At 58.5% G+C, this 25,427-nt stretch carries 17 protein-coding genes and 5 pseudogenes; 5 read left to right on the top strand and 17 right to left on the bottom strand.

The window, feature by feature from the left end; translation table 11 throughout:
• Positions 1-7 precede the first annotated feature (7 nt).
• Positions 8-1,693 carry an NAD-dependent DNA ligase LigB gene (gene ligB, locus NJC40_RS07785; protein ID WP_253142919.1) on the bottom strand — a complete coding sequence of 562 codons (1,686 nt, stop codon included), beginning with the start codon at positions 1,691-1,693 and terminating at the stop codon, positions 8-10.
• A gap of 210 nt (positions 1,694-1,903) precedes the next feature.
• On the opposite strand from ligB, the gene NJC40_RS07790 reads away from it, so the two are divergent.
• From NJC40_RS07790 to NJC40_RS07800, 3 genes and pseudogenes are all read left to right on the top strand, one after another.
• Positions 1,904-2,524 (top strand): LysE family translocator, encoded by a 621-nt coding sequence (locus tag NJC40_RS07790; RefSeq protein WP_253142918.1) that lies wholly within the window; start codon positions 1,904-1,906, stop codon positions 2,522-2,524.
• Between the two features lie 133 nt (positions 2,525-2,657).
• Positions 2,658-3,510: pseudogene (locus NJC40_RS07795) on the top strand (IS5 family transposase).
• A gap of 76 nt (positions 3,511-3,586) precedes the next feature.
• A pseudogene (locus NJC40_RS07800) lies at positions 3,587-4,660 on the top strand (IS630 family transposase).
• A gap of 38 nt (positions 4,661-4,698) precedes the next feature.
• Here the strand turns inward: NJC40_RS07800 and NJC40_RS07805 are convergent.
• Together NJC40_RS07805 and NJC40_RS07810 are read right to left on the bottom strand one after the other, a co-directional pair.
• Complete coding sequence (locus NJC40_RS07805; RefSeq protein WP_253143062.1) at positions 4,699-5,022, bottom strand: hypothetical protein; 324 nt, start codon at positions 5,020-5,022, stop codon at positions 4,699-4,701.
• Between the two features lie 143 nt (positions 5,023-5,165).
• Positions 5,166-5,471 (bottom strand): annotated as a pseudogene (locus tag NJC40_RS07810) (transposase domain-containing protein); the annotation flags it as partial.
• A gap of 79 nt (positions 5,472-5,550) precedes the next feature.
• On the opposite strand from NJC40_RS07810, the gene tnpB reads away from it, so the two are divergent.
• Both tnpB and tnpC read left to right on the top strand, forming a co-directional pair.
• Positions 5,551-5,889, top strand: a complete 339-nt coding sequence (tnpB, locus tag NJC40_RS07815) for an IS66 family insertion sequence element accessory protein TnpB (RefSeq protein ID WP_253143063.1) — start codon at positions 5,551-5,553, stop codon at positions 5,887-5,889.
• A gap of 38 nt (positions 5,890-5,927) precedes the next feature.
• On the top strand, positions 5,928-7,472 hold the full coding sequence (gene tnpC / locus NJC40_RS07820) for an IS66 family transposase (protein WP_492180515.1): 1,545 nt from the start codon (positions 5,928-5,930) through the stop codon (positions 7,470-7,472).
• 183 nt (positions 7,473-7,655) lie between these two features.
• Here tnpC and NJC40_RS07825 read toward each other — a convergent pair whose 3' ends face one another.
• From NJC40_RS07825 to NJC40_RS07890, 14 genes and pseudogenes are all read right to left on the bottom strand, one after another.
• The gene (locus NJC40_RS07825; protein WP_045486241.1) at positions 7,656-8,189 is read right to left on the bottom strand and encodes a DUF2247 family protein; all 534 of its coding nucleotides are present in this window, start codon (positions 8,187-8,189) and stop codon (positions 7,656-7,658) included.
• On the bottom strand, positions 8,186-10,927 hold the full coding sequence (locus NJC40_RS07830; RefSeq protein WP_253140230.1) for a polymorphic toxin-type HINT domain-containing protein: 2,742 nt from the start codon (positions 10,925-10,927) through the stop codon (positions 8,186-8,188). The genes NJC40_RS07825 and NJC40_RS07830 overlap by 4 nt, the downstream gene beginning before the upstream one ends.
• A gap of 138 nt (positions 10,928-11,065) precedes the next feature.
• Positions 11,066-11,191, bottom strand: a pseudogene (locus NJC40_RS07835) (hemagglutinin repeat-containing protein); the annotation flags it as partial.
• A pseudogene (locus tag NJC40_RS07840) lies at positions 11,177-11,260 on the bottom strand (hypothetical protein); the annotation flags it as partial. The pseudogenes NJC40_RS07840 and NJC40_RS07835, both read right to left, overlap by 15 nt.
• A gap of 296 nt (positions 11,261-11,556) precedes the next feature.
• The gene (locus NJC40_RS07845; RefSeq protein WP_253140232.1) at positions 11,557-12,273 is read right to left on the bottom strand and encodes a hypothetical protein; all 717 of its coding nucleotides are present in this window, start codon (positions 12,271-12,273) and stop codon (positions 11,557-11,559) included.
• A 12-nt stretch (positions 12,274-12,285) separates the two neighbouring features.
• Entirely contained in the window at positions 12,286-12,555 is a 270-nt protein-coding gene (locus NJC40_RS07850) for a hypothetical protein (protein ID WP_253140233.1), read from the bottom strand.
• Between the two features lie 91 nt (positions 12,556-12,646).
• Positions 12,647-12,925: a hypothetical protein gene (locus tag NJC40_RS07855; protein WP_253140234.1), complete on the bottom strand. Its 279-nt coding sequence runs from the start codon at positions 12,923-12,925 to the stop codon at positions 12,647-12,649.
• Between the two features lie 77 nt (positions 12,926-13,002).
• On the bottom strand, positions 13,003-13,350 hold the full coding sequence (locus NJC40_RS07860; RefSeq protein WP_253140235.1) for an immunity 8 family protein: 348 nt from the start codon (positions 13,348-13,350) through the stop codon (positions 13,003-13,005).
• An 8-nt stretch (positions 13,351-13,358) separates the two neighbouring features.
• Entirely contained in the window at positions 13,359-13,724 is a 366-nt protein-coding gene (locus NJC40_RS07865) for a hypothetical protein (protein ID WP_253140236.1), read from the bottom strand.
• A gap of 220 nt (positions 13,725-13,944) precedes the next feature.
• On the bottom strand, positions 13,945-14,235 hold the full coding sequence (locus NJC40_RS07870) for a hypothetical protein (protein ID WP_253140237.1): 291 nt from the start codon (positions 14,233-14,235) through the stop codon (positions 13,945-13,947).
• 8 nt (positions 14,236-14,243) lie between these two features.
• Entirely contained in the window at positions 14,244-21,137 is a 6,894-nt protein-coding gene (locus NJC40_RS07875; RefSeq protein WP_253140238.1) for a two-partner secretion domain-containing protein, read from the bottom strand.
• 27 nt (positions 21,138-21,164) lie between these two features.
• Positions 21,165-22,901: a ShlB/FhaC/HecB family hemolysin secretion/activation protein gene (locus NJC40_RS07880; protein ID WP_253140239.1), complete on the bottom strand. Its 1,737-nt coding sequence runs from the start codon at positions 22,899-22,901 to the stop codon at positions 21,165-21,167.
• A 253-nt stretch (positions 22,902-23,154) separates the two neighbouring features.
• Complete coding sequence (gene metK / locus NJC40_RS07885; RefSeq protein WP_045486244.1) at positions 23,155-24,345, bottom strand: methionine adenosyltransferase; 1,191 nt, start codon at positions 24,343-24,345, stop codon at positions 23,155-23,157.
• Between the two features lie 2 nt (positions 24,346-24,347).
• Positions 24,348-25,361, bottom strand: a complete 1,014-nt coding sequence (locus NJC40_RS07890) for an ArsR/SmtB family transcription factor (RefSeq protein WP_045486247.1) — start codon at positions 25,359-25,361, stop codon at positions 24,348-24,350.
• Positions 25,362-25,427 lie beyond the last annotated feature (66 nt).

Consider the following 25,427-nt stretch of genomic DNA (forward strand, 5'->3'; position numbering starts at 1 on the left):
CCCGGCATCAAAATCCCGCAACACCCAAGGCGCTCAACTGACTGCGCAGCGCCTGAACCTGCGGGTCGAGAAAAAATGCCTGTAACTGTGCAGCACGTCCCGGTCCGATCCCGGCTTCGGCCTGCCATTGCTCCAGGCTACGCGCCGCCAGGGTCTGCCAGTCATCGGCCAGGCGGGCGTTACCGGTGGGCGGCAGGCCCAGTGCCTTGAGCCAGAGGCGGAACGGTTTGTCCCGGGCGCTCTGCAGATTGGCAAACAGTGTAGCGCCGCTACGCTCACCCAGGCCGGGCATCTTAACAAGCTCGGTGGCCTCAAGGGTCATCCAGTCGAGCAAACCGTCGAGTCGCCCGGCATTGAGCAGTTTGTCCCAGGTACCCGGTCCGACTCCCGGCAAGTCCAGCCCCTGCTTGCCAGACAGCCACACCAGCCGCGCTTTGAACTGGCTTTCGCAACCGGGCGTGAGTTGCCAGCAACTGAGCGAGTGATAAGCCTGTGGGTCTGGCACATGCAGCGGCACGCGTTCGCTGTTGCGCAGCAGTACACCGTCGAAGCGCGGGATGGTCAGCCCGGCCAGGCTTAACGCCACCTGATCACCGGGGCGGACATCCAGCTTCTGCCAGCGTTGCAGCGAACCGACACTGACCGAACTTATGGTGCGGTCATCAAGGCGAATCGGCACCAGCTCCAGCATCGGCGTGATCCGCCCGCTGCGGCCGATGTTGAAGGTCACCTTGCGCACCTCGGCCAGCGCTTGCGCGTAGGGGTATTTCCACGCTGTTATCCAGTACGGCGCCTTGGCCTGCCAGCGCTCGGCCGGCGGGCGACTGCCCTGGCGCAGGACCACGCCGTCGGTGGCGAAGGGCAGCGGGTTGCGATACCAGAATTCGCGCCAGGCGCGGGCTTGTTCAATGCCTGCCAGCGGCTGGCTGTAATGGGCCATGTCGCTGAAGCCCAAGGCGGCCAGCTCATCCATGCGCGGCTGCAGTTGTTGCGGGCCGGTGGGCCAGTCCCAGACGAACAGGCCGATTTGCGCTGCCTGCTCGTCACTCAGATCATGCCGGGCCAAGGCACCGGCCACCTGGCTGCGGGCATTGAGGCTGCCGTCGGTGGCCTGCACATGGCCGTTCAGACGCCAGTACAACTCGCCTTGCAGCAGCAGGTCGCGTGGTTCGGGCAACTGACCGGGAATGGCTGCGATACGCCGCGCCTGGGTGGTCCAGTCCTGGCCTTGCTGGCCGTCGCCACGACTGATGGCCTGCACCAGACGTCCTTGCTCATAAACCAGCGTGACCGCCACGCCATCGACCTTGGGTTGAATCCACACGTCCTCGCGCCCGGCCAGCCAGCGGGCCACAGCCTTGTCATCAGCCAGCTTGCCCAGCCCGGTATGCGGCACCGGATGCAGCACCCGGCCGCGTGCGGTGAGTAACGGGTCGTCGGCGGCGCCGGCAGGCAGGTTGAAGCAACTGCGCAGTGTGGACAGACGTTGCCGGGCCTGGTCGTACAGCTCATCGGCAATCAGTGATACGCCTTGGCGATGGTAGCTGTCGTCCCACTGCAAGATCTGCTCCTGCAAGGCATGTACTTGCTGACGGGCCTTGGCCGGCTCCCAGTCCGGGCATTGCGCGGCCTGCAAGGTCGCACTGCCTGACAACAGCACAGCGGCAACCAGTAAACGAATTGTTGGCAACATCGAAGCCTCCTTGCTTGATAACGGTGCCCGACAGGCTAGCCAGACATCGCCATAGTCAGTGGCGCAGAGGGTCACAGGGTTTTGCCAGGCTTGAGCGGATGTATCGCGGCGGTACAGTCAACCCGGATAAAAGCCCTTGGCTGTGCCTTGAGCGGGCAGGGTGTGCATGCCAGATTGCAACTCGCTGCCCTGTCTTGCGGAGAATCCCCCATGGAGCTGTCCACCCTTGCCCTGTTCATCCCGGCCTGTTTCGCCCTGAACATGGCGCCCGGCCCCAACAACCTGTTGTCGGTCAGCAACGCCAGCCGCTACGGCTTCGCCCGCGCCTGCAGCGGCGGAGCAGGGCGCCTGCTGGCCTTCGCCATCATGATTGCCCTGGCGGCCGTCGGCCTGGCCGCTGTGCTGCACACCTCCGAATGGCTGTTCCACGCCATCAAAATCATCGGCGCAGGCTACCTGTTCTGGCTGGCCTTCCAGCTCTGGCGCGCCACCCCGCAAGCCGAAGGCATGGCCGCCGCCGACTCTCCGGGCATCGCCCGGCTGGCGCGTCAGGAGTTTCTGGTCGCCATCGGCAACCCCAAAGCGATCTTGCTGTTTACCGCATTCCTGCCGCAGTTCGTTGACCAGTCCCGCGACGTGACCGCGCAATTTGCCGTGCTGGGCGCGTTGTTTCTGCTGCTCGAATGCGTGGCGATTGCCCTGTACGCCTGGATGGGCGTGCATGCGCGTCGGCTGTTTGCCAGGCCGTCGAGCAAGCAGATGTTCAATCGGGTGTGTTCGGGGTTGTTGGCCAGTGCGGCGACGGCGTTATTGGTGGCGCGGCGGGGGTGAGGTTGTGGAGCAATTGCGTAGGGCGAACTGGCCAGATCCATCACGCTCTTGGCGCTACACAGCGCTCAGCCTTAGGTTTTGTACGAAAAGTCGGTACGGGTAAAATTGCCGCCATGATTGGCTGGAGGCCCGCATGGCAAAGCGTTACGAACTCTCCGACGCATCGTGGGAATTGATCAAGGATCTGGTTTCTCCAGAGCAGAAAATGGGTCGCCCACGCAGTGATGATCGTCTGGTACTCCACGCAATCCTGTGGATCCTCTGCTCGGGCGCTGCCTGGCGTGATCTGCCGGAACGCTTTGGGCCTTGGTCAACGGTGTATCAGCGTTTTCGTGACTGGCGCGACGACGGTACGTTCGACCGGATACTGGAGCGCTTGCACATCCGATTAAACCGGGAGGGACTGATTGATCTGGACACTTGGATGATCGATTCCACTGCGATACGCGCAACCCGAGCCCCTTCAGGCACCGGGAAAAAAGGGGGCCTGAAGAACCGCTAGACCATGCTCTGGGACGTAGTCGAGGCGGCCTTACTACCAAGATTCACATGATCTGTGACGCCAATGGTGTTCCATTACGCTTCATTCTTTCGCCGGGGCAAACCAGCGATATCGCTCATGCCCAGCCGTTGCTGGATCAGGTGCGAATTCCCGGTAAGCCGGGGCGTCCACGCAAACGCAGTCGCTGGTTACTGGCTGACAAAGGCTATGACGCGCAACACCTGCGCCATTACTGCGACCGCTATCGAATACAGCCGGTGATCCCGCTGCGTGCCATGCCACGCAAGCCTCGGCCTGGCCTGCCCCGACTCTTGATCGTCCAAAGTATCGGCAGCGGAACATCATTGAGCGGATGTTTGGCTGGCTGAAAGAGAACCGCAGAATAGGCACTCGCTACGACAAGCTGGCGAGAAGCTTTTCAGCCATGGTCACGCTGGCCTGCAGCCTGCGTTGCATGCGTCAGTACTTTTCGTACAAAACCTAGTGTGGTGTTTCACAAGTACCAATGAAAATATGGTCTATGCTCATTTGAAACCCACTCGTGAGAGCTGAGCATTTATATGGGCCGACCAGCGACTGTCATTGTCTTGTCTGAAGCCGAAAAAGCCGAGCTTCTACGCCGCGTTAAACAGCGTAAGGGCGCGCAGGATGCCTGCGTTCGTGCCGAAATTATCCTGGCATGCGCAGAGGGCGAATCTGGAAATGCCATTGCCCAGCGCCTCAACGTCAGCAAGGACGTAGTCTCGCGGTGGCGGACGCGCTTTTCAAAATGGGGGCTGATTGGCCTGAATGATGAGCATCGTTCGGGCCGTCCGCGCACAATCAGTGATGAACAAGTGCAGAAGGTGGTTGATCAGGTTCTGAAGAGCAAACCCGAAGACGCCAGCCATTGGAGTACCCGGCAAATGAGTCGGGAAACAGGAATATCTCCGGCTAGCGTGATGCGTATCTGGCATGCCTTCGGGATCAAACCTCACCTGGAGAAAACCTTCAAGCTTTCTACCGATCCGCTTTTCGTCGACAAAGTGCAGGACATCGTGGGCCTTTATTTGAACCCGCCTGAGAGAGCACTGGTGTTATGTGTTGATGAGAAAAGCCAGATCCAGGCGTTGAACCGCACACAACCAGGGCTGCCTTTAGCGCTTGGAAATCCTGCGACACGCACGCACGATTACAAGCGCCATGGGACGACTTCTCTGTTTGCGGCTCTGGATGTAGCAACGGGCGAAGTCATTGGTCGGTTAAAGCGCCAACATCGCAGTGTCGAATTTCTATCGTTTCTCAAAGAGGTAGATGCCTCGGTACCGAGCGATGTGCCGATCCATCTGATTATGGACAACTACGCAACGCACAAGACCGACAAGGTCAAAGCGTGGCTGGCCGCACGTCCTCGTTACAGCATCCATTTCACCCCCACGTCTGCCTCATGGATGAATCTGGTGGAGCGTTTCTTCTCAACACTGAGCGAGAAATGGATCAAGCGCCAGGCTCATGTCAGCGTGAAGGATTTAGAGGCCTCAATCGAGTACTACCTGGAAACCTACAACCAGAATCCGAAGCCATTTCGCTGGCACAAAAAAGCGAACGAGATCCTGGGTTCCGTAGCGCGTGCAGCAAAAGCATTGGGTAAGTAGTTTTTCGCCCTACTTGTGAAACACCATACTAGCACCAGCTAATCAAGCAAGAATGATGAGAAATAAAACGAAAACTTTTTATCCTCAAGATCACTCAGGTGATAACGCATTCTATCGAAGCCAGAATCCAGCTTATGAACATTCATGTGCATCAGCTGAGTTAATCCGCCACCAAAATCACGGGCCGTAAATTGACTAATATCAATGAACTTGATACTCACTACAACAGTCCCGGCCTGTTCAGAGGCCGAAATCGATAAAGATAAATCATAAGCCATCTCATCAGCATTCAACTGAATACTAATTGCATACGGGCAGTTATGAGCAACAAGCAATTCATTTAACTCTGGAAGGCTAATCATTATTGGTCCTCGTCTCTTTCCTATTGGAGCCATAGCCTGGACCATATTCATCCATTATTCGGCGTAGTCATTTTCCAGCCTTCTTGGCAACCTCTGCTGTATGCGATCCATAAACCCCACCTGCCCAACGATGGGTTGACGGTTTACTGTGGCATTTCTGGCGAGCAGTTCCACGGTAGCAGAGCTTCGTAGTCTGCTACTGACGAGGCGTGCGGCAGCCGCTCGAGTACGTGGCGCAGCCACGTATAGGGCTCTTGGCCGCTTACCTTGGCGGTCTCGACCAGGCTGTAGATCTTCGCGCTGGCACCGGCGCCGTTGACGGTGTCGCTGAACAGCCAGGCCTTGCGCCCGATGACAAACGGCTTGATCGCTCTTTCGGCCGCGTTGTTGTCGATGGGCAAGTAACCCGCTTCGACGTAGCGTTCCAGCCGACTCCAGTTATTCGTAAGCGCTCCATGAACACCACATTCAAAGCGGCCAGATGATCTTGGATGCTGTGCTCCCGATTCCCTCCGGAGCCAGCACCTCATGATGCGTCCCGACGCCAAAGTCGAAAAAGTTTATCTCTACCCCAAGCCGGTGGACTTCCGAAAATCCATCGACGGCCTCGCTGCGCTGGTCGAGCTGGATATAAAAGTGGCGGTATTCGATCCTGTGCTTTTCGTCTTTCTCAACAATTCCCGCAATCGAGTGAAGATCTTGTATTGGGAGCGCAACGGCTTCTGCCTTTGGCTCAAGCGTCTGGAGTCAGAGCGTTTCAAAACATCGCCCGACGCCACGGACGATGCGATTATCCTCAGCGTCCAGGAACTGAATTGGCTGCTCGACGGTTTGATCTGTGGCGCAACCGTCCCCATCAAGTTTTGACGCCGCGCTACGTGGCGTGACCCGGTATAATCCGGGCCATGATTTCTCTGCCCGATGACCTTCCTGATGACCCTGTCTTGCTCAAGCAACTGCTGCTTGAGGCACTCAATCGCCAGGAGGAATCGGCCCAGGCTTATCAGACCCACATCGTCGATCTGAAAGAACAGATCAAGCTATTGCGCGACCGTTTGTTTGGACGCAAGTCCGAGCAAACCGCTGAACCCAATACGCCGCAACTGGCCTTGTTCAATGAGCCTGAAAGCGAACCAATGCCGCTGGTTGGCGACGCCGATGAAGAAGTTGTAGAACCGACACCACGCCGTGGCAAACGCAAGCCGTTGTCGGCCGATCTGCCGCGTATCGAAGTCATCCACGAACTGCCCGAACACGAACTGAGCTGTGCTTGCGGTTGCCGTAAACACGCCATCGGCGAAGAGACCAGCGAGCAACTGGACATCGTGCCGATGCAGATTCGGGTCATCAAACATATCCGTAAAATCTACGGTTGCCGAGGCTGCGAAGCAGCCCCGGTTACGGCTGACAAGCCTGCGCAACTGATCGAAAAGAGCATGGCCAGCCCGAGCGTATTGGCCATGCTACTCACCACCAAGTATGTTGACGGTTTACCACTGCATCGGTTTGAAACGGTACTCAGTCGACACGGTATCGATATCCCTCGGCAAACGCTGGCTCGCTGGATCATCCAGTGCAGCGAACACTTCCAGCCGCTGCTTAATTTGATGCGTGACCGGCTGCTGGAAAGTCCAGTGATCCACTGCGATGAAACCCGCGTCCAGGTGTTGAAAGAGCCGGATCGAGACCCGACCAGCCAATCCTGGATGTGGGTGCAAGCCAGTGGCCCGCCGGATCGAAAAGTTGTGCTGTTTGATTACACGTCCAGCCGTGCGCAGGAAGTGCCGTTGCGCTTGCTGGAGAGTTACCGTGGCTATGTCATGACCGACGATTACGCGGGCTATAACGCCCTGGCGTTGCAGCCGGGTGTGGAACGTCTTGCGTGCATGGCCCATGCACGACGCAAGTTCGTGGACGCGCAGAAAGTGCAGCCCAAGGGTAAAACCGGACGGGCTGATATCGCGCTGACGATGATCAACAAACTGTACGGCATCGAGCGCGAGCTCAAGGACGTCAGCGATGAACAGCGGTTTATCGGTCGTCAGGAAAAGAGCCTGCCGATCCTGGCGCAACTGAAAAGCTGGCTGGATAAAACCCAGTCGCAGGTGACGGCACAAAGTGCACTGGGTAAGGCGGTGCATTACCTAGTGAATAACTGGAGCCGGCTGGAGCGCTACGTCGAAGCGGGTTACTTGCCCATCGACAACAATGCGGCCGAAAGAGCGATCAAGCCGTTTGTCATCGGGCGCAAGGCCTGGCTGTTCAGCGACACCGTCAACGGCGCCGGTGCCAGCGCGAAGATCTACAGCCTGGTCGAGACCGCCAAGGTCAACGGCCAAGAGCCTTATACGTGGCTGCGCCACGTACTCGAGCGGCTGCCGCACGCCTCGTCAGTAGCAGACTACGAAGCTCTGCTACCGTGGAACTGCTCGCCAGAAATGCCACAGTAAACCGTTAACCCATCGTTGGGCAGGTGGGGTTAATGGATCGCATACGGTAATGGCGTCGGTGAACGGTTTGCCGCCTTATATATTTGGCTGTACGCAGCCGAAGATTAGGGTAAGCGCGCCCCAACCCCCCCCCATTCTGTAAAAGGTGAGGTTTGGGACGCGCTTAAGATTTTCAAATTAAGTTCAAGGTTTGCTACAGATCAACGCTGCCAGCTCCTCTTTCAACCACTGCGCATGCTCATGAATAACATGCTCATAGTTCGAGTCAGAATGGTATTTATGCTCTGGCAAAGTCATCTTACCAGGAATCATCGACAGTGGAGCATCAGCAGGCCACTCCCAGATTGACCAAAACTCAGAAAGGTTTATTAATCCATACAGCGGTTCCGTGTCTAGGTTTGCTAGCAGTTTTTCCAATGCAGCCGCTCGCCATATTCTGCTGGCCCGCTGCATATCCACATTTTGAAAATCACATATTTTCTGCAACTGCGGGCACAGCTCAGATAAAGATAGATCACTATCGTTAGCTAAGCTAACAATCACGTCGAGCAAGGGGCTATCCCCAGCTACCTGTTCAAGTTCAGCGTTCGCATAATTTTCTACATAAGAAGTTGGCAGTTTTCCTAAAAGGCCAGGAATACCATAGACGCCCTGAAGCAAAACACCCCAGTCAGTCAAGGCATGTCTGGCAATTCGTTCAAAGACTTCTTGAATCATGGTTTCACCGGTATGCCGTTAACAGTTCCATTTGGTACAAACATTCTGTGCGTTACACCGCCCAACTTCGGGTCTACAATCCATTCAAATCTGCCCGCTACACCATTGTAGCTTCCTGATGCTTGGTAAAGCGATGCGCCGTTTTTGAGAGGGAATTTAGTCGCGCTGTTTGCATAGTTATCAACAATGTCCGGAAAACCGTGTGCTACCGGAGTCGATGGGAACTCCTGAGTGGCATAAGGACCCTTATAAGGTCCGTCGTACCCCTCTGGCTTCGAGTGAACAGGTATTGGCTCTCCATCAGTCCCAACAACTTGTTTATTTGGAAGTTGATCTACTTTATGTCCGCTACCTTCACCTTTCGTACCATTTCCAATACGCGCTTCGTCTAGAACATCATTGAATAGCGGCGCTCCTCCTTCTGCACCTTCGCCCCGGGCTTCACCCCGCGCAGCCGGATCACAAGGCCCTGTGTTATGCACCCAAGTCTTCAGATCACCAACATAGAACGTATGCCCCACATCGACCGTCAGGTTATACGTCGTCCCCACCGGCGCGTAAAGCTCCAGCGACTCGACCTCGGACGAGGTGTTTTCGGTCGCGCCATCAGCCAATGATTGCAGGCGATCGCCAAGCTTGAGGTCGATGACCGGTACAAAGTCTTTCTGTGCCGGGACGTAAAACGGGTGGCCCGGTGTGACCAGCAATGTTTCCCGTGTTGTTTTACCGTTCAGGTCTGACCCTTTGAGTGTCAGGCGGTAGATCGGCTGGTCGTTACGAACATGAGTGGCGGTGATTGTGGCAGCGAAGGGTTTGCCGCCTTTTTCCGGTTTACTCCAGACGATATCGCCGATCTTGAGGGTTTCGATGGCTCGGTCGCCGTCAGGTGTCGAGACTTTGGTGCCTGCGGCGAAGCAGCAGGGACCTATCTCAGGGGCTGCGTTTGCAAGCCTCTCCGGTTGTTTTGGCGGAGGGCTGTTTTCCACAAACGGCACATCCGGATCCCTGCCTGGCTTCCCGGCCTGAGCGAAGTTCTCGGTGACCTTCTCCAGCTTCACCGTGGCGGCAAGCTGTTCAAGCTTTTTGCCAGAGATGAGAATTCCCATTTCCGAAAGTGTTGCGGACTTGGTGGCTGCGCCGCCACCGCCGGTGGACACGGTACTGATGACGACGGCAGTGACCTCGCCCATCATCTTGCCCAGCATCTCGGCATTTTCGTCGCCACCGTGCTCAAGGGCCTGGTCGATTTTTTCGAGTTTCTCCCTAAGTTGGGCGTGGATGTGTTGTTTCAGCCGATCCCTGACTTCCGGGGAGTCGACAAACGCGATCACGGCGTCGATATGCGCTTGCGGATCGCGCAGCATGCTCACGGCACTGTTGAGGGTGTCGACCCCTATACCGGCCATGCCATCCTTGAAGCCCTTGGCGATTCCTACACCGGTCAGTACATCCTGATCGAGTGAGGTTTTCTCCCATTTCAGGAATACAGCTACTTTCTCCTGGGGCGTTTTAGCCTCGTTGTATTCCTTCTTGTATTGGATGACCTGTTGGGTCGCCAGCCAGTTGTTGTCCACGTTGGCGATGGCAGCGTTGGTGCTGGTAGCCGCTGCGGACGGATCAGTCATGGCCGCGATACCGGTGACCAGACTGGCGATCACATTGCGTTTGGCTTCGCGTGAGGCGTTGGACTCATCGGCACTGGTTTCGGAGAAGAAGGTTGTCAGGAAGCTGGAAGCCGCACCGCCCATCGCGCCTGCCGAGCAGCTTTGCCGGCTGGCGGCAGCGCCTGCACAGCCCAGCATGGCGTGCCAGGCGGCGTGTTCGGGACTGCCTTCTTTCAACCCCTTTTCGACCATCTTGCCGATGGCAGAAGAGCCTTCCTGCTGCACGTAGTTGACCAGCATGTTCTGCGCGAACTGGCTGGTGCCGCCCGTTACGTTCGCGGAGGCCCCAGCAGTGAGCGCAACAGTGATCTGCCGATAAGTGCCGCCAGAGCCCCAGTCATTGTCGATTTGCCGAGCCTGTTCTTTCAGGCTGTTGTAATTGGCGATGTGGGTCTCTCGCTCCTTGTCGGAGAGGGTGGGGTTTTTCAGTGCCTCCAGTTCCTCGTCGGCCTGCTTGTTCTTGGCGTCGACTTCCCTTGCCCGCTCCTCCAGATAGATGCCGGTGTTTTGTATGAAGGTGCTGGTGATCGCGAAGTTGTTCTGAATTTCTTCAGCATCGAAGATCGGCTTGAGCTTGTTGCTGCCATCGTGTTCGCTGGACACATCGGTATTGATATCCGCGATGGTTGCGGCGGCGGTTTGCCCGGTTAGTGCTTGTTGGCCCGCCTCATTGGTGATGGTGACGTTGGCCCCGCTGATGCCACTGCGGGTGGTGCTGCGGGCATCACCGCTGGCAACCAGCGCTATCGGTGCGTTGGCGCTGATGCCCTTGACATCCGCCGGCTTCTGACCGGGGGCGCCGGCTTCTATGGTGTTGTCAGGCTTGCGCGCGGTCTGATTACCCGCTCCGCCACTCAGGCCGATGCTGCTGGCGTCGTAATCAGCCTTGTTTTTGATATCGGTGGAGGTCAGGGTACCGGTGCTTAGAGTGTTGAGTCCGCGCTCTACAGCTCGATCACTGCTAGTGATGGCGCCACCGGTGAGGCCGGTGTTGCCCTTGACCTCAATCTGGAAGCCACCATCGCCCGCTTTGATACCTGACTGTTCGCTGACGCTGGCGTAGTCACTCTGCATTTTCTGCTGATTGAACGAGCCGCTTCCGCTTACGCCATAACAAAACGGTGGAATACAAATGCTGATCCCGACGCTGGCATCGGTCTGTTTGGATTTGTATTTGCTGGTGTCCTGCAGGCTCTCGATATTCAGGTCACGGCCTACGTTGGCCTGAACCTGATTGGCCGTTACGACCGCGCCTTTGAGGTTGGTGTCGTGGCCACTGCCGGTGCCGGTGGTGTTGAGCAGGGCGCCGCCGCTGGCCTCGTCAGCCAGCTGGAACAGGCCGTTCTGGCCGCTCGGCAGGCTGAAGCCGGGCAGGGTGGTGGGGTTGATCTGCTGCTGGGCCAGGTCTGGCGACTATGAGTCTCATTTCTGAGACATCACACTAGCCCGCTTACTCCTACAAGCTCAGCGCTTTGTCCATCAATTGAATACTCAGCAACAGCAATATTCCTACCGCTACCAATATTTAGCTTCGAGCGTACTTGCACCGCCCGTTCAGATAATCTTGCTAATCAATTGGCGGCGGCAGCCTGTTTTGTACGCGCCTCCTTTACCGGGTTGGTATATGGCGTGCCAGCCTCAGCATTCGGAGAGAAAGTCGAGGTGTATGGCGCCTTTCCTGTGCCCGTTCCTTTTGCCCTTATTCAACTATTCAATGCTGGTAAAGACAGCACTTCATCGTACTGTGGCCAGTCTTCCCTCGCGCGTTTGAGCACACCTTGCATAAACTCGTCCAACTCAGGGACTGGTTGCTCGGGCGGCAATTGGTCAAAGGGCGCGGCCAGCAGCGGATGATCAATCTCCTGCGGATTGGCTAAACCTTCCCACTGGCGCAGGCGCAGGATATAGATAATTTCCACCGGAACGCGCTCCAAGTGCCAGTCCTGATTGAAGTCGTAGGAATTCTTCTGGCTCTCTTTGCCGGTTTGCCAAGTGTGGCGGTCACACGCGGCCAACAGGCAGGGCATCAGGTCGTCGGGGCTGGGAGTGCGCCACATGGCCAACAAGGCTTCGTAGATGGGTTCGTCGTAAGCATAAGCAGGCCATTGATGCGAGACATCGCCCATCCAATCGGCAAACACACGCAGCATAAAGGCTTGGGCGCGGCGGTTTTGCTCTTCGTACTCAATCACTAATTGATGCCCACGGTTGAGAGCCGCATGGGTGAGATAGCCCTGATGGATGACGGCGTCCTTCCAGCCTAGGATCGCCATGGCGGCCATCATATTGCTGGCGGTTTGGATGCTGTAGTTTTGGCGGCGTCGATCATTGCCTGCCGCTTTGGCAATAATGTCGAACTGGCCCGCCCAGAAGAACAACTGCCAGATTCCTACTTGGTAATAGCGCAGCCAATGGGCCAATTCCAGAAGCCATTACGGATTATCTGGTGCGGTTGCCAATACCTTGTGGGCTCGTGTGACGGCCATCCATTCGTAGCTACTACGCGTAACGTTGTCACTATTCGGTACAGGCATTGATGGCTTCGCAAATGCATCGCCGCGTTCAACATATTCACGAATGCCATTCAACTCGTATTTATCTGAGACGTGTGGCCCCTTGGCTATGCGCCCCAGCACGCTTTTGTAGGAAGGCCATCTCGGGTTCACGCCCGAGCGTTCGCACTGAATTACTTCTTGGTCCATGGTTCCACCTTAAATTCTGCTACACCTGTTTTATTGGGGGCGGGAACACCGACTTTGACTGTTACCCCTTGAACCTTGGTTTTTGCCGAATCTAACGCCGCTTGCAAAGCATCGCGTAAAGCAGGATCAGAGTCGGCAATTGATCTGTTAGCCAGCCCCCCTCCAACCGCGTCCTTGGGTCCCCATGCGGCGTACCGGCCTTACTCACGCCATTCACCGAAGACTTCGCATCCGTCACCACCACGGTAATCGTATCGCCATTGATCGCCACCGTGCAGCCATCGCAGCCGTGGTTGCTACTGTTTTGCGAAGGTTTGAAATTGAGGCCGGTTTTCTCGTTAAGGGTTTGCAGGGCCAGTTGCTCGCCCAACACTCCATCATTTACAAGTGCAGATAGGGTGCAAAAACACCGGCGCAAGGCCGGTGTTAGATAAACAATCCTGTTGATTAGGATTGGTAATCATCAAACTCCCAGGCAAATATCTTTCCCAGATTTATCACGATAGTTTCCCAGCTATCCCCCTCGCAGCGACTTACATACTCATGAATCAATCCATTAATAGTCGAAAAATTATATTCTCGAACAATTAATAGACCTCTCCCCCAACGAGGCTCCCACATTGTCTCTTCTAACCACTTTGGAGTGCAGATGAAAAGCTCAAAATCATCTGCCCCTTGCGTACTATCAAGCCCAATTCGAATGCGAAGACTTAAAGAAAAGTTGTCTACGTTCTCAGGGATGTAGGTCTCGACATCAAAAAAATCATTAGAAATACTTTTTATAACAGCACGCATCATTCCTCCTAGTCAGCCACATTCAGATGGCCGTTACTTACTTTTACGCGCTGACCTGTTACCGGGTTGATGTTGTAAGTTTCAAAATTGGCCTGTACGCCTGTCGTTGCAAAAGATGAATCTTTGGGTGTTGGCGGCCTATATACACGAGTGCCGTCTGCGCTAATCAAACCAAGTCCGTCACTTGTTTTTGTCGCGCCATCTCCAACCCAGGTTTTACCCAACTGATTAGCTTCGGAAGATGTACCTTGACCTATAGAGAAGTTCGGATTTTTCGTTCCACTGCCGTTCACAGTCGCAGCTAATCTTGAGTCCTGAGCCGCAATAGTGCTCAGGTTTTCTTGTATCAGTTGATCCTTCAGCTTTGGATACAAGGCCGCATTTCAAAATGGTCCCTCCAGAGTTGTACTCCGTTTTTTTTATCCATGGAATATCTAGCTTGTCGATTTCCGCTGATAGGTTTTTTCTCAGTTCATCTATCATCTAGATATTCCGGGGTGTGGGTCACATTCACGCCATGGTTGCTCATAAAGGACTTGAACTGCTGACGAAGCTCTGGCTGGCCCACTGTCAGTTGCCGTAGCTTTTGCACCATCAACTATTTTCTTGCGTCAATATTTCTATAAATCTATCAAATGCCTTAGAAACAGCCCGCCCCTCTTCTGGAGAGAGCAAAATATTCATAACCTGCTCATCAATAGTACAGTCATATATATCAATGCTCACCCAACCTCTAGACCAGAACTCAACAGTCCCTAGCTTGTTAAAACCTTCCAGCTCTATCCTTTCAAGGTCACCAAAATTTCCATCAGTAAATGATGAGTACTCTAGAGAAAATCCATTCAAAAGTGGTTTTACGTTTTCATCAAACCAGGAGCTATTCATAAGATCTCTCACTTCTTGTCTAGAATCTCAATGTTCTTAATCGCCGGAAGATGCTCGCCGCCCTGCTTGTTAAGCAAGAATTGCTGAGATTTACTTGCGTCAGGGCCAATCATTTTAAACCAGCCATCTTTTCCGCCTTGCAGCAAGCTGTTAGCTGGAACATCAAACTCAACATAGACAGAGCCTTTGGATGCAGCCCCCTTAAAGTCGGCGATGCCATTAGTCGAAATAAAGGTTTGTCCTCCACCTCCTTGCACCGCTTTATTCGTGCTTTGCATCTGCGCCAGTTCATCAGGAGACATCCACCTTCCTACACGAGTCATGCTGACATCGTTGATCGTCTTGGTTTCGCCAAGTCTTAACGGAGAACTGACTGGCGCTTTTGCACCTCGGGCATTACTCCAATAAGCATACGCCTTTTCAACACCCCTGGCCTCTACGGTCGCCACAGTGCCCGTATTTCGAACCCCAGCATTCACGGCTCCCAGCGGCGCGGTGAGTACGCCGCCGACAATACCCTGGCCCTCTACAAGTGTTTGTTGTAGCTCTGCCTTGGCGGTAAACGCTCGGTCAATGAGGGTGAGTTTGTACTCACAGGCTTCTGGCGGGCAGTCCCAATCCCCTAGCGCTGCAAGGCCACCATGGATTTCACCCAATAGCGCCTTGGCCCTTGCTGGCCCAACAGTGGCAAGCGCATCTGCGAGGTTGTCCTGGCTAAGCTGGTCATACTTGATATCGCCAAAGGTGCCTTTCCAGGTGTTCTGGTAGCACTCTGGAGTGCTGCAGGCTTTCATATCCCCGACGAAATCTTCCATTTCGTAGTGATTGAGAAAGTTGTACTGAGTGGCGTTCTTGGTAATCCATGCACCCGTCTCTACAGCCTTTTCGTCGCCACCCACGCCAGCGACAGTCATCACTCCTACCAGTTGTGATGCAGCAGTGAGTAGCAGATCCCACTGCTCGGGAGCCATCTCAATAATCTTTCGCCGCAGTTGTGTAGCAACCGCTTCGTTGGCTCCCGCAGCAATCGCGCCGGTCATGAAGTCGCTGCCCGATGCTTCTGCCAGCGTGCCGCCAATAAAGGCATGCCAGGCAATTTTTCCAGGGCTACCGTCTTCGAGGTTGAGGCCTCCTACAGCATCAAAGCTGGTGGCTGCGATGGTGTTCAGTACGGAGTTGGTCAGGGCATCACTGAAACTTCCCTCCATACCTGCTGCCTTGCTAAGTGCTACATAGGTACCGCTTTGTAAGGTCTGGCTGGCGGCGAACCTTCCAATGTTCTCCATGCTTGAAAGGTCTATGCTGACCTTATTGGTCACCGGGTTGGTTTTAGTGCCTGTGATGCCGTCATACACGCCAGCAGTCAATGAGGCTGTCAAACCGTTTACTGCGTAACCCTTCATCGCGTCCGATGAGGTCACATCTTTAAAGACGGTGCCCAGATTTCCTCGGTTGTTGATAGCGCTGACTGTTGCTGTTGTGGCAGCGCTGGTGGCTATGGCCGAACCTCCAGCAGCCACTGCTGTGCCTGCACCACCCAATGCCCCCATCGCGGCCGGCCCAACGACTACCGCCATCACGATCGCAATCACCAGTTGAGAGCCGGCCCCCAACCCCGAATGGCTGTACTTGAACGAGTCGTGCAGTTCCTTCACCTGCCGCCAGTCCACATCGCCCCGGCGTTCGGCGTCCTTGAGCCAGGCCAGTTGCGGGTCGGCCTTGACCATGGCGTCGATGGCCTGGCTGACGGTTTCCTGATCGACTTGTTTCACATCGATCTGCAAGCCGTTCACGGCGCGGATCGCCAGTTCGCCCTGGGCGATCATCTGGGTCTGGCGCAGGGTTTCGTCGGTGCGGCCCTTGCCCTTCATCGAGTTCCAGGCCAGGTCGCTCTTGCTCTTTTCGTGGCTCTCCTGATGCAGGTCCTTGACGCCTTCGAAGGTGATGGCGCCGCCGCTTTCGAGGGTCAGGTTGCGGCCGCTGTTGAGCTGTGCGGCCTGATAACGTTGATCGCCGCCGCTGGTCAGCAGCAGGTCGCCGCCGGTGGTGATTTGCGTGCCGACATGGCGGATATCGGTGACTTCGTCACGCTGGGTCTGCTTCGCGCCGAAGCTGCCCTTTTTCTTCATGTCGTACAGCGAGTAGTCGCGGTTCTTTTCCGCCAGCAGATTCAGGTTATTCCCTGCATACAGATACGCCGCATCCCCGGCCTTGACCTGGCTGGCACTCACGGTCAGGTCTTGTTTGGCACTCAGCGCGACGTTGCCCTTGGCGGTCAGTGTGCTGGCGACCTGTTGGGTGTGCTCCTGCTGGTCGGTGACCTTTTTGGTTTTGCTGTAGTACTGGCTTTCGTTAGCGGCTGAAGTGATGTTGAGGTTGTTGCCAGCATTCATCACCAGGTTGCCCTGGGCTTCGACCTGGCTGGCGATGACGTTGATGTCGTTGCTGGCCTGTACGCCGATGTTCTGCCCGGCGCTGACGCTGGCGGGCAGTTGGGTGACGCTGGAGCGGGTGTGGTTGGCGCCGTTGATGCGGCCTTCCTGGGTTTGCGCTGCGACGATGTTCACATCCTGCCCGGCCTCCAGGCGCACGCCGCCCTGTGCCTGCATCACCCCGCCGATGTTGTTGACGTTCTTGCCGGCCTTGGCCTGCAGGTCGCCGGCCGATTCGATGCGGGCCGGGTTGTCGGCGAAGTCTTCGCGCCACACAGAGGCGCCCATGGCGCTCTGATGACGGGTGACGCTGCGTTCGTTGCTGACGCTGCCGTCTTTGGCCAGCAGGCTGACGTCGTGGCCGCTGATCACGCCGCCGGCGTGGTTGATCAGGTTGTTATCGGCCTCCAGAGCCAGGCGTTGTTCGGTCTGGATCAGGCCGCTGTTGAGCAGGGTGTTGCCTGCCTTGGCGCTGAGGTTGTTGCGGCTGAGCAGGGTGCCGACGTTGTTGAGGTTGTTGCCGGCGATCAGTTGCAGGTCGTTGCCCTGGATCAGCGCGCCGTTGGCGGCCAGGCGGTTGTCGGCCTGGGCCAGGTACAGCACGGGCACCAGCACGCGCTGGCCTTGTACCTGCTGTTCTTCCATCCAGACGATGTCGTGGGTGAGGGCCGCGACCTGTTCGCCGGTCAGCGACACGCCAACGCTGAGCTTGAGCGCGTCGCGGCTGGCCAGGGCGTTGTCCATCAGGTATTTGAAGGTGGCTTCGTCGCTGGTCAGGCCGGCCAGGTAGCGCTGGCCGGTGCGCGAGACCACGGCTTGCTGGACCAGCCGCTGCTCGTAGTAGCCATCGCCGAGGCGTTTCCACTGGGTGTCAGGGTTGTAGCCGAGGTTGTCGAGCAGGTAGCTGGAGCTGAGGAACTGACGCATGTCGGTCAGTGCCGGGTTGGTCTCGATCAGGTACGGGTGGCTACCGGCGCCGGTGGTGTTGAGCAGGGCGCCGCCGCTGGCCTCGTCAGCCAGCTGGAACAGGCCGTTCTGGCCGCTGGGCAGGCTGAAGCCGGGCAGGGTGGTGGGGTTGATCTGCTGCTGGGCCAGGTCCGGCGACAGCTGGCTGTCGAGACGGATGGCGGTGGCGTGGGCGGTGCCCGGCGCCTCGGTGTTGGTCCGTTCGCCGCCACTGACGTAGGTGAAGCCGCGCTGCACGGCGCGGTTGTCGAAGTTGTTGCCAGTCTCGATGGACACGTTGCCGCCGGCCTGGATCAGCGCCGCAAAGCTCTGCTGGTCAGGTGTCTGGCGGTTGATGGTGCGCAGCTCGGTGACTTCCCGTTCAGTGCTGGCGATGAAGTTGCTCATCGCCGCTTCAAGGCCGCCCAGATCGTTGGCGTTGTAACGCGCACCGCCCTGTGAATAGCGCTGGGTAAAGTCGTCAGCCAGGGCATACCAGCCGCCCGGGCTGCGGGTGCGCTCGGAGATGAAGGTGCGGCTGGTGTGGGTGGTGCTGGGCACTACGCCGATGTTGCTGAAGTTGTTGCTGAAGTTGGCGGTCAGCGCACCGCTGCTGGCCAGGGTGCTGCTGCTGTTGAGGAACTCCGTACCGCGCAGGGTGATATCGCCGCCGGCAGTGATGCTGGAGGCCTCGCTGAAGGCTGTGACTTCAAGCTTTTCCAGTTGCTGGATATTCCAGACGTGGTGTTCCTTGCCGCCGCTGCAGTCCAGGTTGCCGGTGCCGGCGGTGGTGCAGGCGATTTCGTTGATTTGCGCGCTGTAGATCCCGGCGTCGTTGACGGTCAGTAGGTCGCGGATGTTCTGGATCGAGCGGGCGGCCAGCAGCATGTCGCCGTCGCTGGTCAGGGTGCCGGAGCGGTTGATGATGCTGTTGGCGTTGGCGCCTGCGGCATCGGCGCTGATCTGCAGGTCGCCCAGGCTGTAGAGGTGGCCGCGCTGGTTGGTGAAATCGTTGACCAGCAGGCGCATGTCGCCAGCGCTGGTGATGATGCCCCGGTTGAGCACGCTCGGCGCGCTGAGCTCCAGCGTGCCGAGGCTGGTCAGCCGGCCGGCCCCCGTGTAGCTGCCGCTCAGGGAGAGGGTCAGGTCGCCGTCGGCACCGATCAGGCCGTTGTTGGTCCAGTTCTGGCCCCGCCCGGTAAAGCGCTTGGCAGCAATCAGCCGGCCGCCTTCAGTCTGGGTCAGGGTGGCGATGTCCAGGTCCAGATTGGCGGCCTGCACGTTGCTGCTGTTGGTCCAGCGCTCGCCGCTCAGGCTCAGGGTGCCGTTGCTCGACACGCGACCACCGGCGTCTTGCAACAGAGGCAGCCCCAGGCCCAGGCGGCCGCTACCGGCGTGGGCGATGACGCCCTCGTTATTGGTCAGCCGGCCGAGGCTGAAGTCCATGTGCTGATTGGCGCTTTGCAAGCGACCGCGGCTGTTGTCCAGCGTGCCGCTGATGTTCAGTTCGGTGGTGCCGGTGCTGCCCAGTGCGCCGATCTGGCCTTGGCTGTTGTCCAGGCGGGCGGCGCCCAGCGTCAGGCTGGCGCTGCTTTCGATCACGCCGTAGCTGTTGAGCAGGGCGCCGGTCAGGCCGAAGTCCAACTGGTTGCCAGCGATTTCGCCGTTGCGGTTGTCCAGACCGCTGCCGCGCAGTTGCAGCCGTCCTTTGCTGAACAGGGTGCCGTTCTGGTTATCGATGTTTTTCGCGTCGATCGACAGGCTGTTGGCGGTGATCACGCCCTTGTTGCGGTTATCCACCTGGGCGGCCATCAGGCTCAGCAAGCCCTGGCTGCTGAGCCGGCCATTGCGGTTGTCGATCTGCGCGTTGCCGCTGATCAGCAGGTCGCCGCCGCTGACCACCTTGGCGTTGCTGTTGGTCAGTTGCTGGAGCAGTTCCAGATTCACACCGCCGCTACCGACCAGGGTGCCGTTGCTGTTGTCGAAACGGCCGGTCTTGACGGTCAGGGTTTCGCGGGCAGACACCATGCCGCCGAGGTTGTCGAGGTTCTGCACGTGCAGGTTCAGTGCGCCGCCGCTGGTGACCTGGCCGTCGCTGCGGTTGGTCAGCCGGTCGTTCTGCACCGTCACCGACTTGATGGCGCTCAGGGTGCCATTGCCGTTGTCCAGGGCGCCGCCCTTGACGGTCAGGCTGTTGTCGCTGAGCAGCTTGCCGTCCTGGTTATCCAGTTGCCCGGCGCTGACGTTCAGGCTGTCCTGGCTAAGCAGCTGACCTTTGCGGTTGTCGAGGCGCGCATCGACGTTGGCGGTCAGGTCGCGGCTGGCGGTGACGCTGCCCTGGTTGGTCATGTTGCGTGCGGCCACCCGCACATCGCCGGTCTTGTTGCGGCTGTTGTCGGCGTTGACCCCGGCTTCGACCCGGCCACTGTTGTTCAACTGGTCAGCCTGCAGGCTCACGACCTGCCCGGCGGCGATGCTCTTGCGGTTGGTCAGGGTCTTGTCGGCATTGAGCTGTACTTGCCCCTCGGCATACATCGGCGCGCTGACGTCGATGTCGCGAGCCTTGGCGACGATGTTGCCGCTGGCGGCAGACTGGGCCATGGTCAACTGGCCGTTGGCGTCGATCTGGATATCGCCACCACTGGCGGCCAGGTCCCCGGCCAGCTTCACGCCGACCCCGGCTTCGGTGCCGACCAGTTTTACGGCACCGGCATACATGCCGCCCAGCGCCGAGCTGTCGATGGCCAGTTCCGGTTTGCTGCTGCCGTCATCGGCCAATGGCGTGGCCGCCAGCGTTTGTGCGTCGACGTCGTTGCGCCCGGTGATCACGTTGAGTTTGTTGGCGTGCAGTTGGGCGTTGATTCTGGCGCTGCGGGTGATGATGTCGAACTGCTCGACATTGCTGGCATTCAGGCCCGCACCTTCGATCGCCACGCTGCCGCCCTGCACATTGAAGCGCTGCAACTGGCCGTTGGCGTCGAGTACGGGTTTGCCGGTGCTCAGCGTGGCTTGCGGGGTGTTGATGAAGCCGCAGCCATTGCAGGTGATGCCGTGCGGGTTGGCGACGATGACCTTGGCTGCCTGCCCGGCGACTTCGGTGTAGCCCTTGAGCTGGCTGGGGTTGGCGCCGGTTACTTCGTTGAGAATGACCCCGGCGGCCTGGCCCTGCAGGTTTGGGTTGCCCTGGATGATGCCGCCCAGTTGGGTGGCCTGGGCGGTGTCGGTGGCGTTGTTGAGAATCAGCCCCTGGGCATCGACGTTGTACTGCTGGTACTGGTTGTGCGACAGGCCGCTGGCGTTGGGCGCGGCAATGTTGACCACCGGCACGCCGTTGCCGGCCTGACCGACCTGGGTGTTGGGGTTGCTGGCGACCACGCCTTGGGCCTGGACCAGGATCGGTTGCCAGAACAGGGCATTGGCCAGCACCAGCGCCAGGGCGCGTTGCAGGGCGCTGTGACGACGCTCGGTGTTTTGCTGGGCAATAGAAGGCTTGTCCGCCAGGCGGGCCGGAGCATTGACATCCATGTGGATACCTCGTTGAAGCGTCGTCGTTTAAAGGAAAAAATCGATCCGGAAATACACCGGGCTTTCGCGCTCAATCACCGAGGGGCGTTCCAGCGAGTGGGCGAAAGTCACCGAGGTCGCCACGTTGCGGCCGCGGGCAAAGAGCTCGAACGAGTGGCCGGACAACCGCCCGTGCTGCGCGCCGTTGTAGCGGTCATTGCTGATCACGCCCTGGTCGTAGCCGATGGCCGCGCCATATTCACTGAACGCCGGGCGCAGCCAGTCGAGGCCGACCGGGCGGGTCAGGCGCAGCTCGTTGCGCCAGTAGCCGCCGCTGTCGCCTGACAGGTATTGGTCCTTGAAACCGCGCACCGAAGACACCCCGCCCAGGCTCAAACGCTGCGGGCTGTAAAGTGCATCCTCGCTGTGTTGGCCGGTGGCCAGGCTGCTGAAGGTCAGCCGCTCGCCCCACAGCTGGAAGGGGTACAGGTAACTGACGGTGCCGGTGTACTTGCGGTAGCGGGCGGTGGGGATGCCGGGGCCTGGACGATTGCCGTTCGGGTCATGGTTACCTTGTGCATCCAGAGCGCCGATGCCCTGTTGCATGCCCAGGTCGATGTTGACGAACGAGCCGCCGACCCGCCGGCCATGGGTGATGCCGAACTGGGCCTCGGTGATGCGGTTGCTGCTGGTGCCGAGCTTTTCATCGTTGATGTAGTTGTTGGTGCGCAGGTGCGACAGGCCGGTATTGATCGAGGTCTTGCTCAGCGCATCGCGGTGGATCACCCGCTCGGCGCGCAACTGGTGGCTCTGGCTGTCGCCGCTTTGCTTGAAGTCGAAGGTGCTGGCTTGCCCCAGCGCCCGGTAGTCACTCTCGCTGTAGTAGTAACTGAAGTTCCACCAGCCCCATGGCACCTCGTAGCCCATCAGGAAGTTTTTCGAGGTCTTGCGATGGTCGCTCAGCGCGTCATGGCCGCCGCGCAGGCGCAACTGGTCGGCCAGCCCCAACGGGCTGTCCCATTCCAGGCCGGTGCTCCACTGTTGTTCACCGGTGCTGCGCTGGCCGTCGTTATGCCGCGACAGGCTGGCGCGCCAGGGTTTGTCCGGCGTGTTGTCGACCAGCACGTTGCTGCCGCCAATGGCCTGGCCGGGCGTCAGGCGGGTCTGCACCCACCGCGAGGGCAGGCGGTTGAACTGGTCGACCATCTGCTCGATGTCGCGCAGGTTAAGCACCTCGCCGGGCTTGCCGGGGAAAGTCATGGCCAGTTCACGCTCGGAGACTTTGCCCGGCCCCTCGCTGCCGAGTTTTTCAAGCTTGCCCTCGACCACCAGCACGTGCAGTACGCCCTGAGAGAGATCCTGTTGCGGCAGGTAGGCGCGGGTGGTGACCATGCCCTTGTTCAGGTAGTGGTCGGTGATGGCCTTGAGCACTTCGTTGAGCTGCGGCACGCCCAGGCATTTGCCGACCCAGGGGCTGACCAGTTTTTTGCGCTCGGCTTCGGACAGTGACTCTGCGCCCTTTAGCTCGATGCGCTGGATATCGAAGCAACGTTGTTCGGTCGCGGCCGATGGCGCGCTCGGCTCGGCCTGTTGGCCGGGCAGGGTCTTGAGTTCTTCGAGGCGACGGCGCTGTTCTTCCAGCAGGCGGTCCTGGCGGTCGCGAATCAGGTCCTGCTCGCCGGGTGTCGGCAGTGCCGCAGCGTGGGCGTAATTGGGAGGCGAGGCCAAACACCAAGGTGCACGAGGCCATCCATGTCCGGGAGAAGACTGGCATAAGCGTTCCATCGTTGATGCCGGGGTCTGGTCTGGGCGACCCCGAGGGAAGGGCGGTACGCCCTGAGGATGTCGATCAGTGTTACGAATGTTTCATGGTGTGTATCGACGCCCATACGGACAGGCTACAACTCAGAAAACTCCCACAGGTGCGCCGATTTTGTGACGCAGATCACTCGATTTTTTTCAGGCGCCGGTTTTATGACAGGCACGAAAAAGCCCCGGACACCGAGGGTGCCGGGGCTTTGGCTAATACCGGTCGGTATTACAGGCCGGCAGCGGCGCGCAGGGCGGCGGCGCGGTCGGTTTTTTCCCAGGTGAAGGCGGTGAAGGTGTCTTCGCCGACCGTCATTTCGAACGGGTTGCGACCGAAGTGGCCGTAGGCTGCGGTCTGCTTGTACATCGGGTGCAGCAGGTCGAGCATGGTGGTGATCGCGTATGGACGCAGGTCGAAGTGCTCGCGCACCAGCTGGATGATCTTGTCGTCCGACAGCTTGCCGGTGCCGAAGGTGTTCAGCGAGATCGAGGTTGGCTGGGCCACGCCGATGGCGTAGGAAACCTGGATTTCGCAGCGGTCGGCCAGACCCGCAGCCACGATGTTCTTGGCCACGTAACGACCGGCGTAGGCCGCCGAGCGGTCAACCTTCGATGGGTCCTTGCCGGAGAATGCGCCGCCGCCGTGACGGGCCATGCCGCCGTAGCTGTCGACGATGATCTTGCGGCCGGTCAGGCCGCAGTCGCCCACCGGGCCACCGATGATGAAGTTGCCGGTCGGGTTGATATGGAACTGGGTGTCTTTGTGCAGCAGGTGCGCCGGGATGGCGTGCTTGACGATCAGCTCCATCACGCCTTCACGCAGGTCTTTGTACGACACTTCCGGGTTGTGCTGGGTCGACAGTACGATAGCGTCGACGCCGACCACTTTGCCGTCTTCGTAGCGGCAGGTGACCTGTGATTTGGCGTCCGGACGCAGCCATGGCAGCAGGCCGGATTTACGCGCTTCGGCCTGGCGCTGGACCAGTTGGTGGGAGAAGGTGATCGGTGCTGGCATCAGCACGTCGGTTTCGTTGCTGGCGTAGCCGAACATCAGGCCCTGATCGCCCGCACCCTGGTCTTCAGGCTTGCTGCGGTCAACGCCCTGGGCGATGTCCACCGACTGCTTGCCGATGATGTTCATCACGCCGCAGGTAGCGCCGTCGAAGCCGACGTCGGAGCTGTTGTAGCCGATGTCGAGAATCACGTTACGGACGATGTCTTCCAGGTCGACCCAGGCCGAGGTGGTGACTTCGCCGGCGATGATTGCCACGCCGGTCTTGACCAGGGTTTCGACCGCGACACGGGCGAATTTGTCTTCCGCGATGATGGCATCCAGAACCGCATCGGAAATCTGGTCGGCGATCTTGTCCGGATGTCCTTCGGAGACGGACTCGGAGGTGAAAATTGAGTATTCGCTCATGTCTACGGGTTTCCTGAAGTAAATCGAGGGTAAGTGTCACCAGCCGGCCGCTGAAATTGGCGTACCTGGATCTGGAAACCATTGCGTAAGCCCACGTAGAGGCTCTGTTCGGGGACTAGCCCGGCAGCGACGGCCCAGCGGGCCAGGTCATCCTGTTCAAAGCCCAGCCAGAGATCGCCACAGGCCTCCCTGGCCCAGCTCTGGTCGTGGCTGCATAAATCCGTCACCAGCAGGCTACCGCCGGGTTGCAAGTGCTCTGCCAGTTGCCCAAGAGCATCGGCAGGCGCTGCGAAATGATGAAGCACCATGTTCAGAACGACGCAATCGACCTGTACTTTAGCGTCGTTCAGTGCATCGGCCAGGCGCAATTCCACGTTGTCCAGGCCCTGGCGCTCACACAGTTTGCGGGCCAGTTCGAGCATGGCCGGGCTGTTGTCCATGGCCGTGACATGGGCAAAACGCTGGGCCAGGTCGGGCAGAAAACTGCCATCACCGGGGCCGACCTCAAGCACCTTGGCCTGCGGCGCGAACACCAGTTTGTCGAGCAACGCCAGCAGGCTGTCGCGGTACTGCGCAAGGCCTGCGATCAGGTCTTGCTGGGCATTGAACTTGTCGGCAACCCGGGCAAAAAAGTCCTGGCTGGCTGCGGCGCGCTGCTGGTGCACCGCGTCGATTCGCGCCTTGACCTCGACCGGCAACGCCAGGGCATCGACTTCATCGAGCAGCGCCGCATGCAGGCGCCCGCCGGTCAGCCCGCTATGGGGCAGGGCGCGGCGGTAGAAAATGGCGTTGCCTTCGCGGCGCGTGGCAACCAGACCGGCCTGGGCCAGCACCTTGAGGTGGTGGCTCATGCCGGACTGACCGGTGGCGAAGATCTGCGCCAGTTCCAGCACCCCGAACGAGTCGTTGGCCAGGGCACGCAGCACATTAAGCCGCAACGGGTCGCCGCCAGCCTTGCACAAGGCAGACAGTTCGTCGCAATCATCATGGCGTACTGCTGGCGCGGGTAGATTCATAGGTTCGCAGTCTAGTCACGCTCTGAATAAGCTGCAAGATCAATATCAAAAAGTTTTGATATTGCC

The sequence above is a fragment of the Pseudomonas sp. 21LCFQ02 genome (genome assembly GCF_024129895.2).
GTDB lineage: Bacteria > Pseudomonadota > Gammaproteobacteria > Pseudomonadales > Pseudomonadaceae > Aquipseudomonas.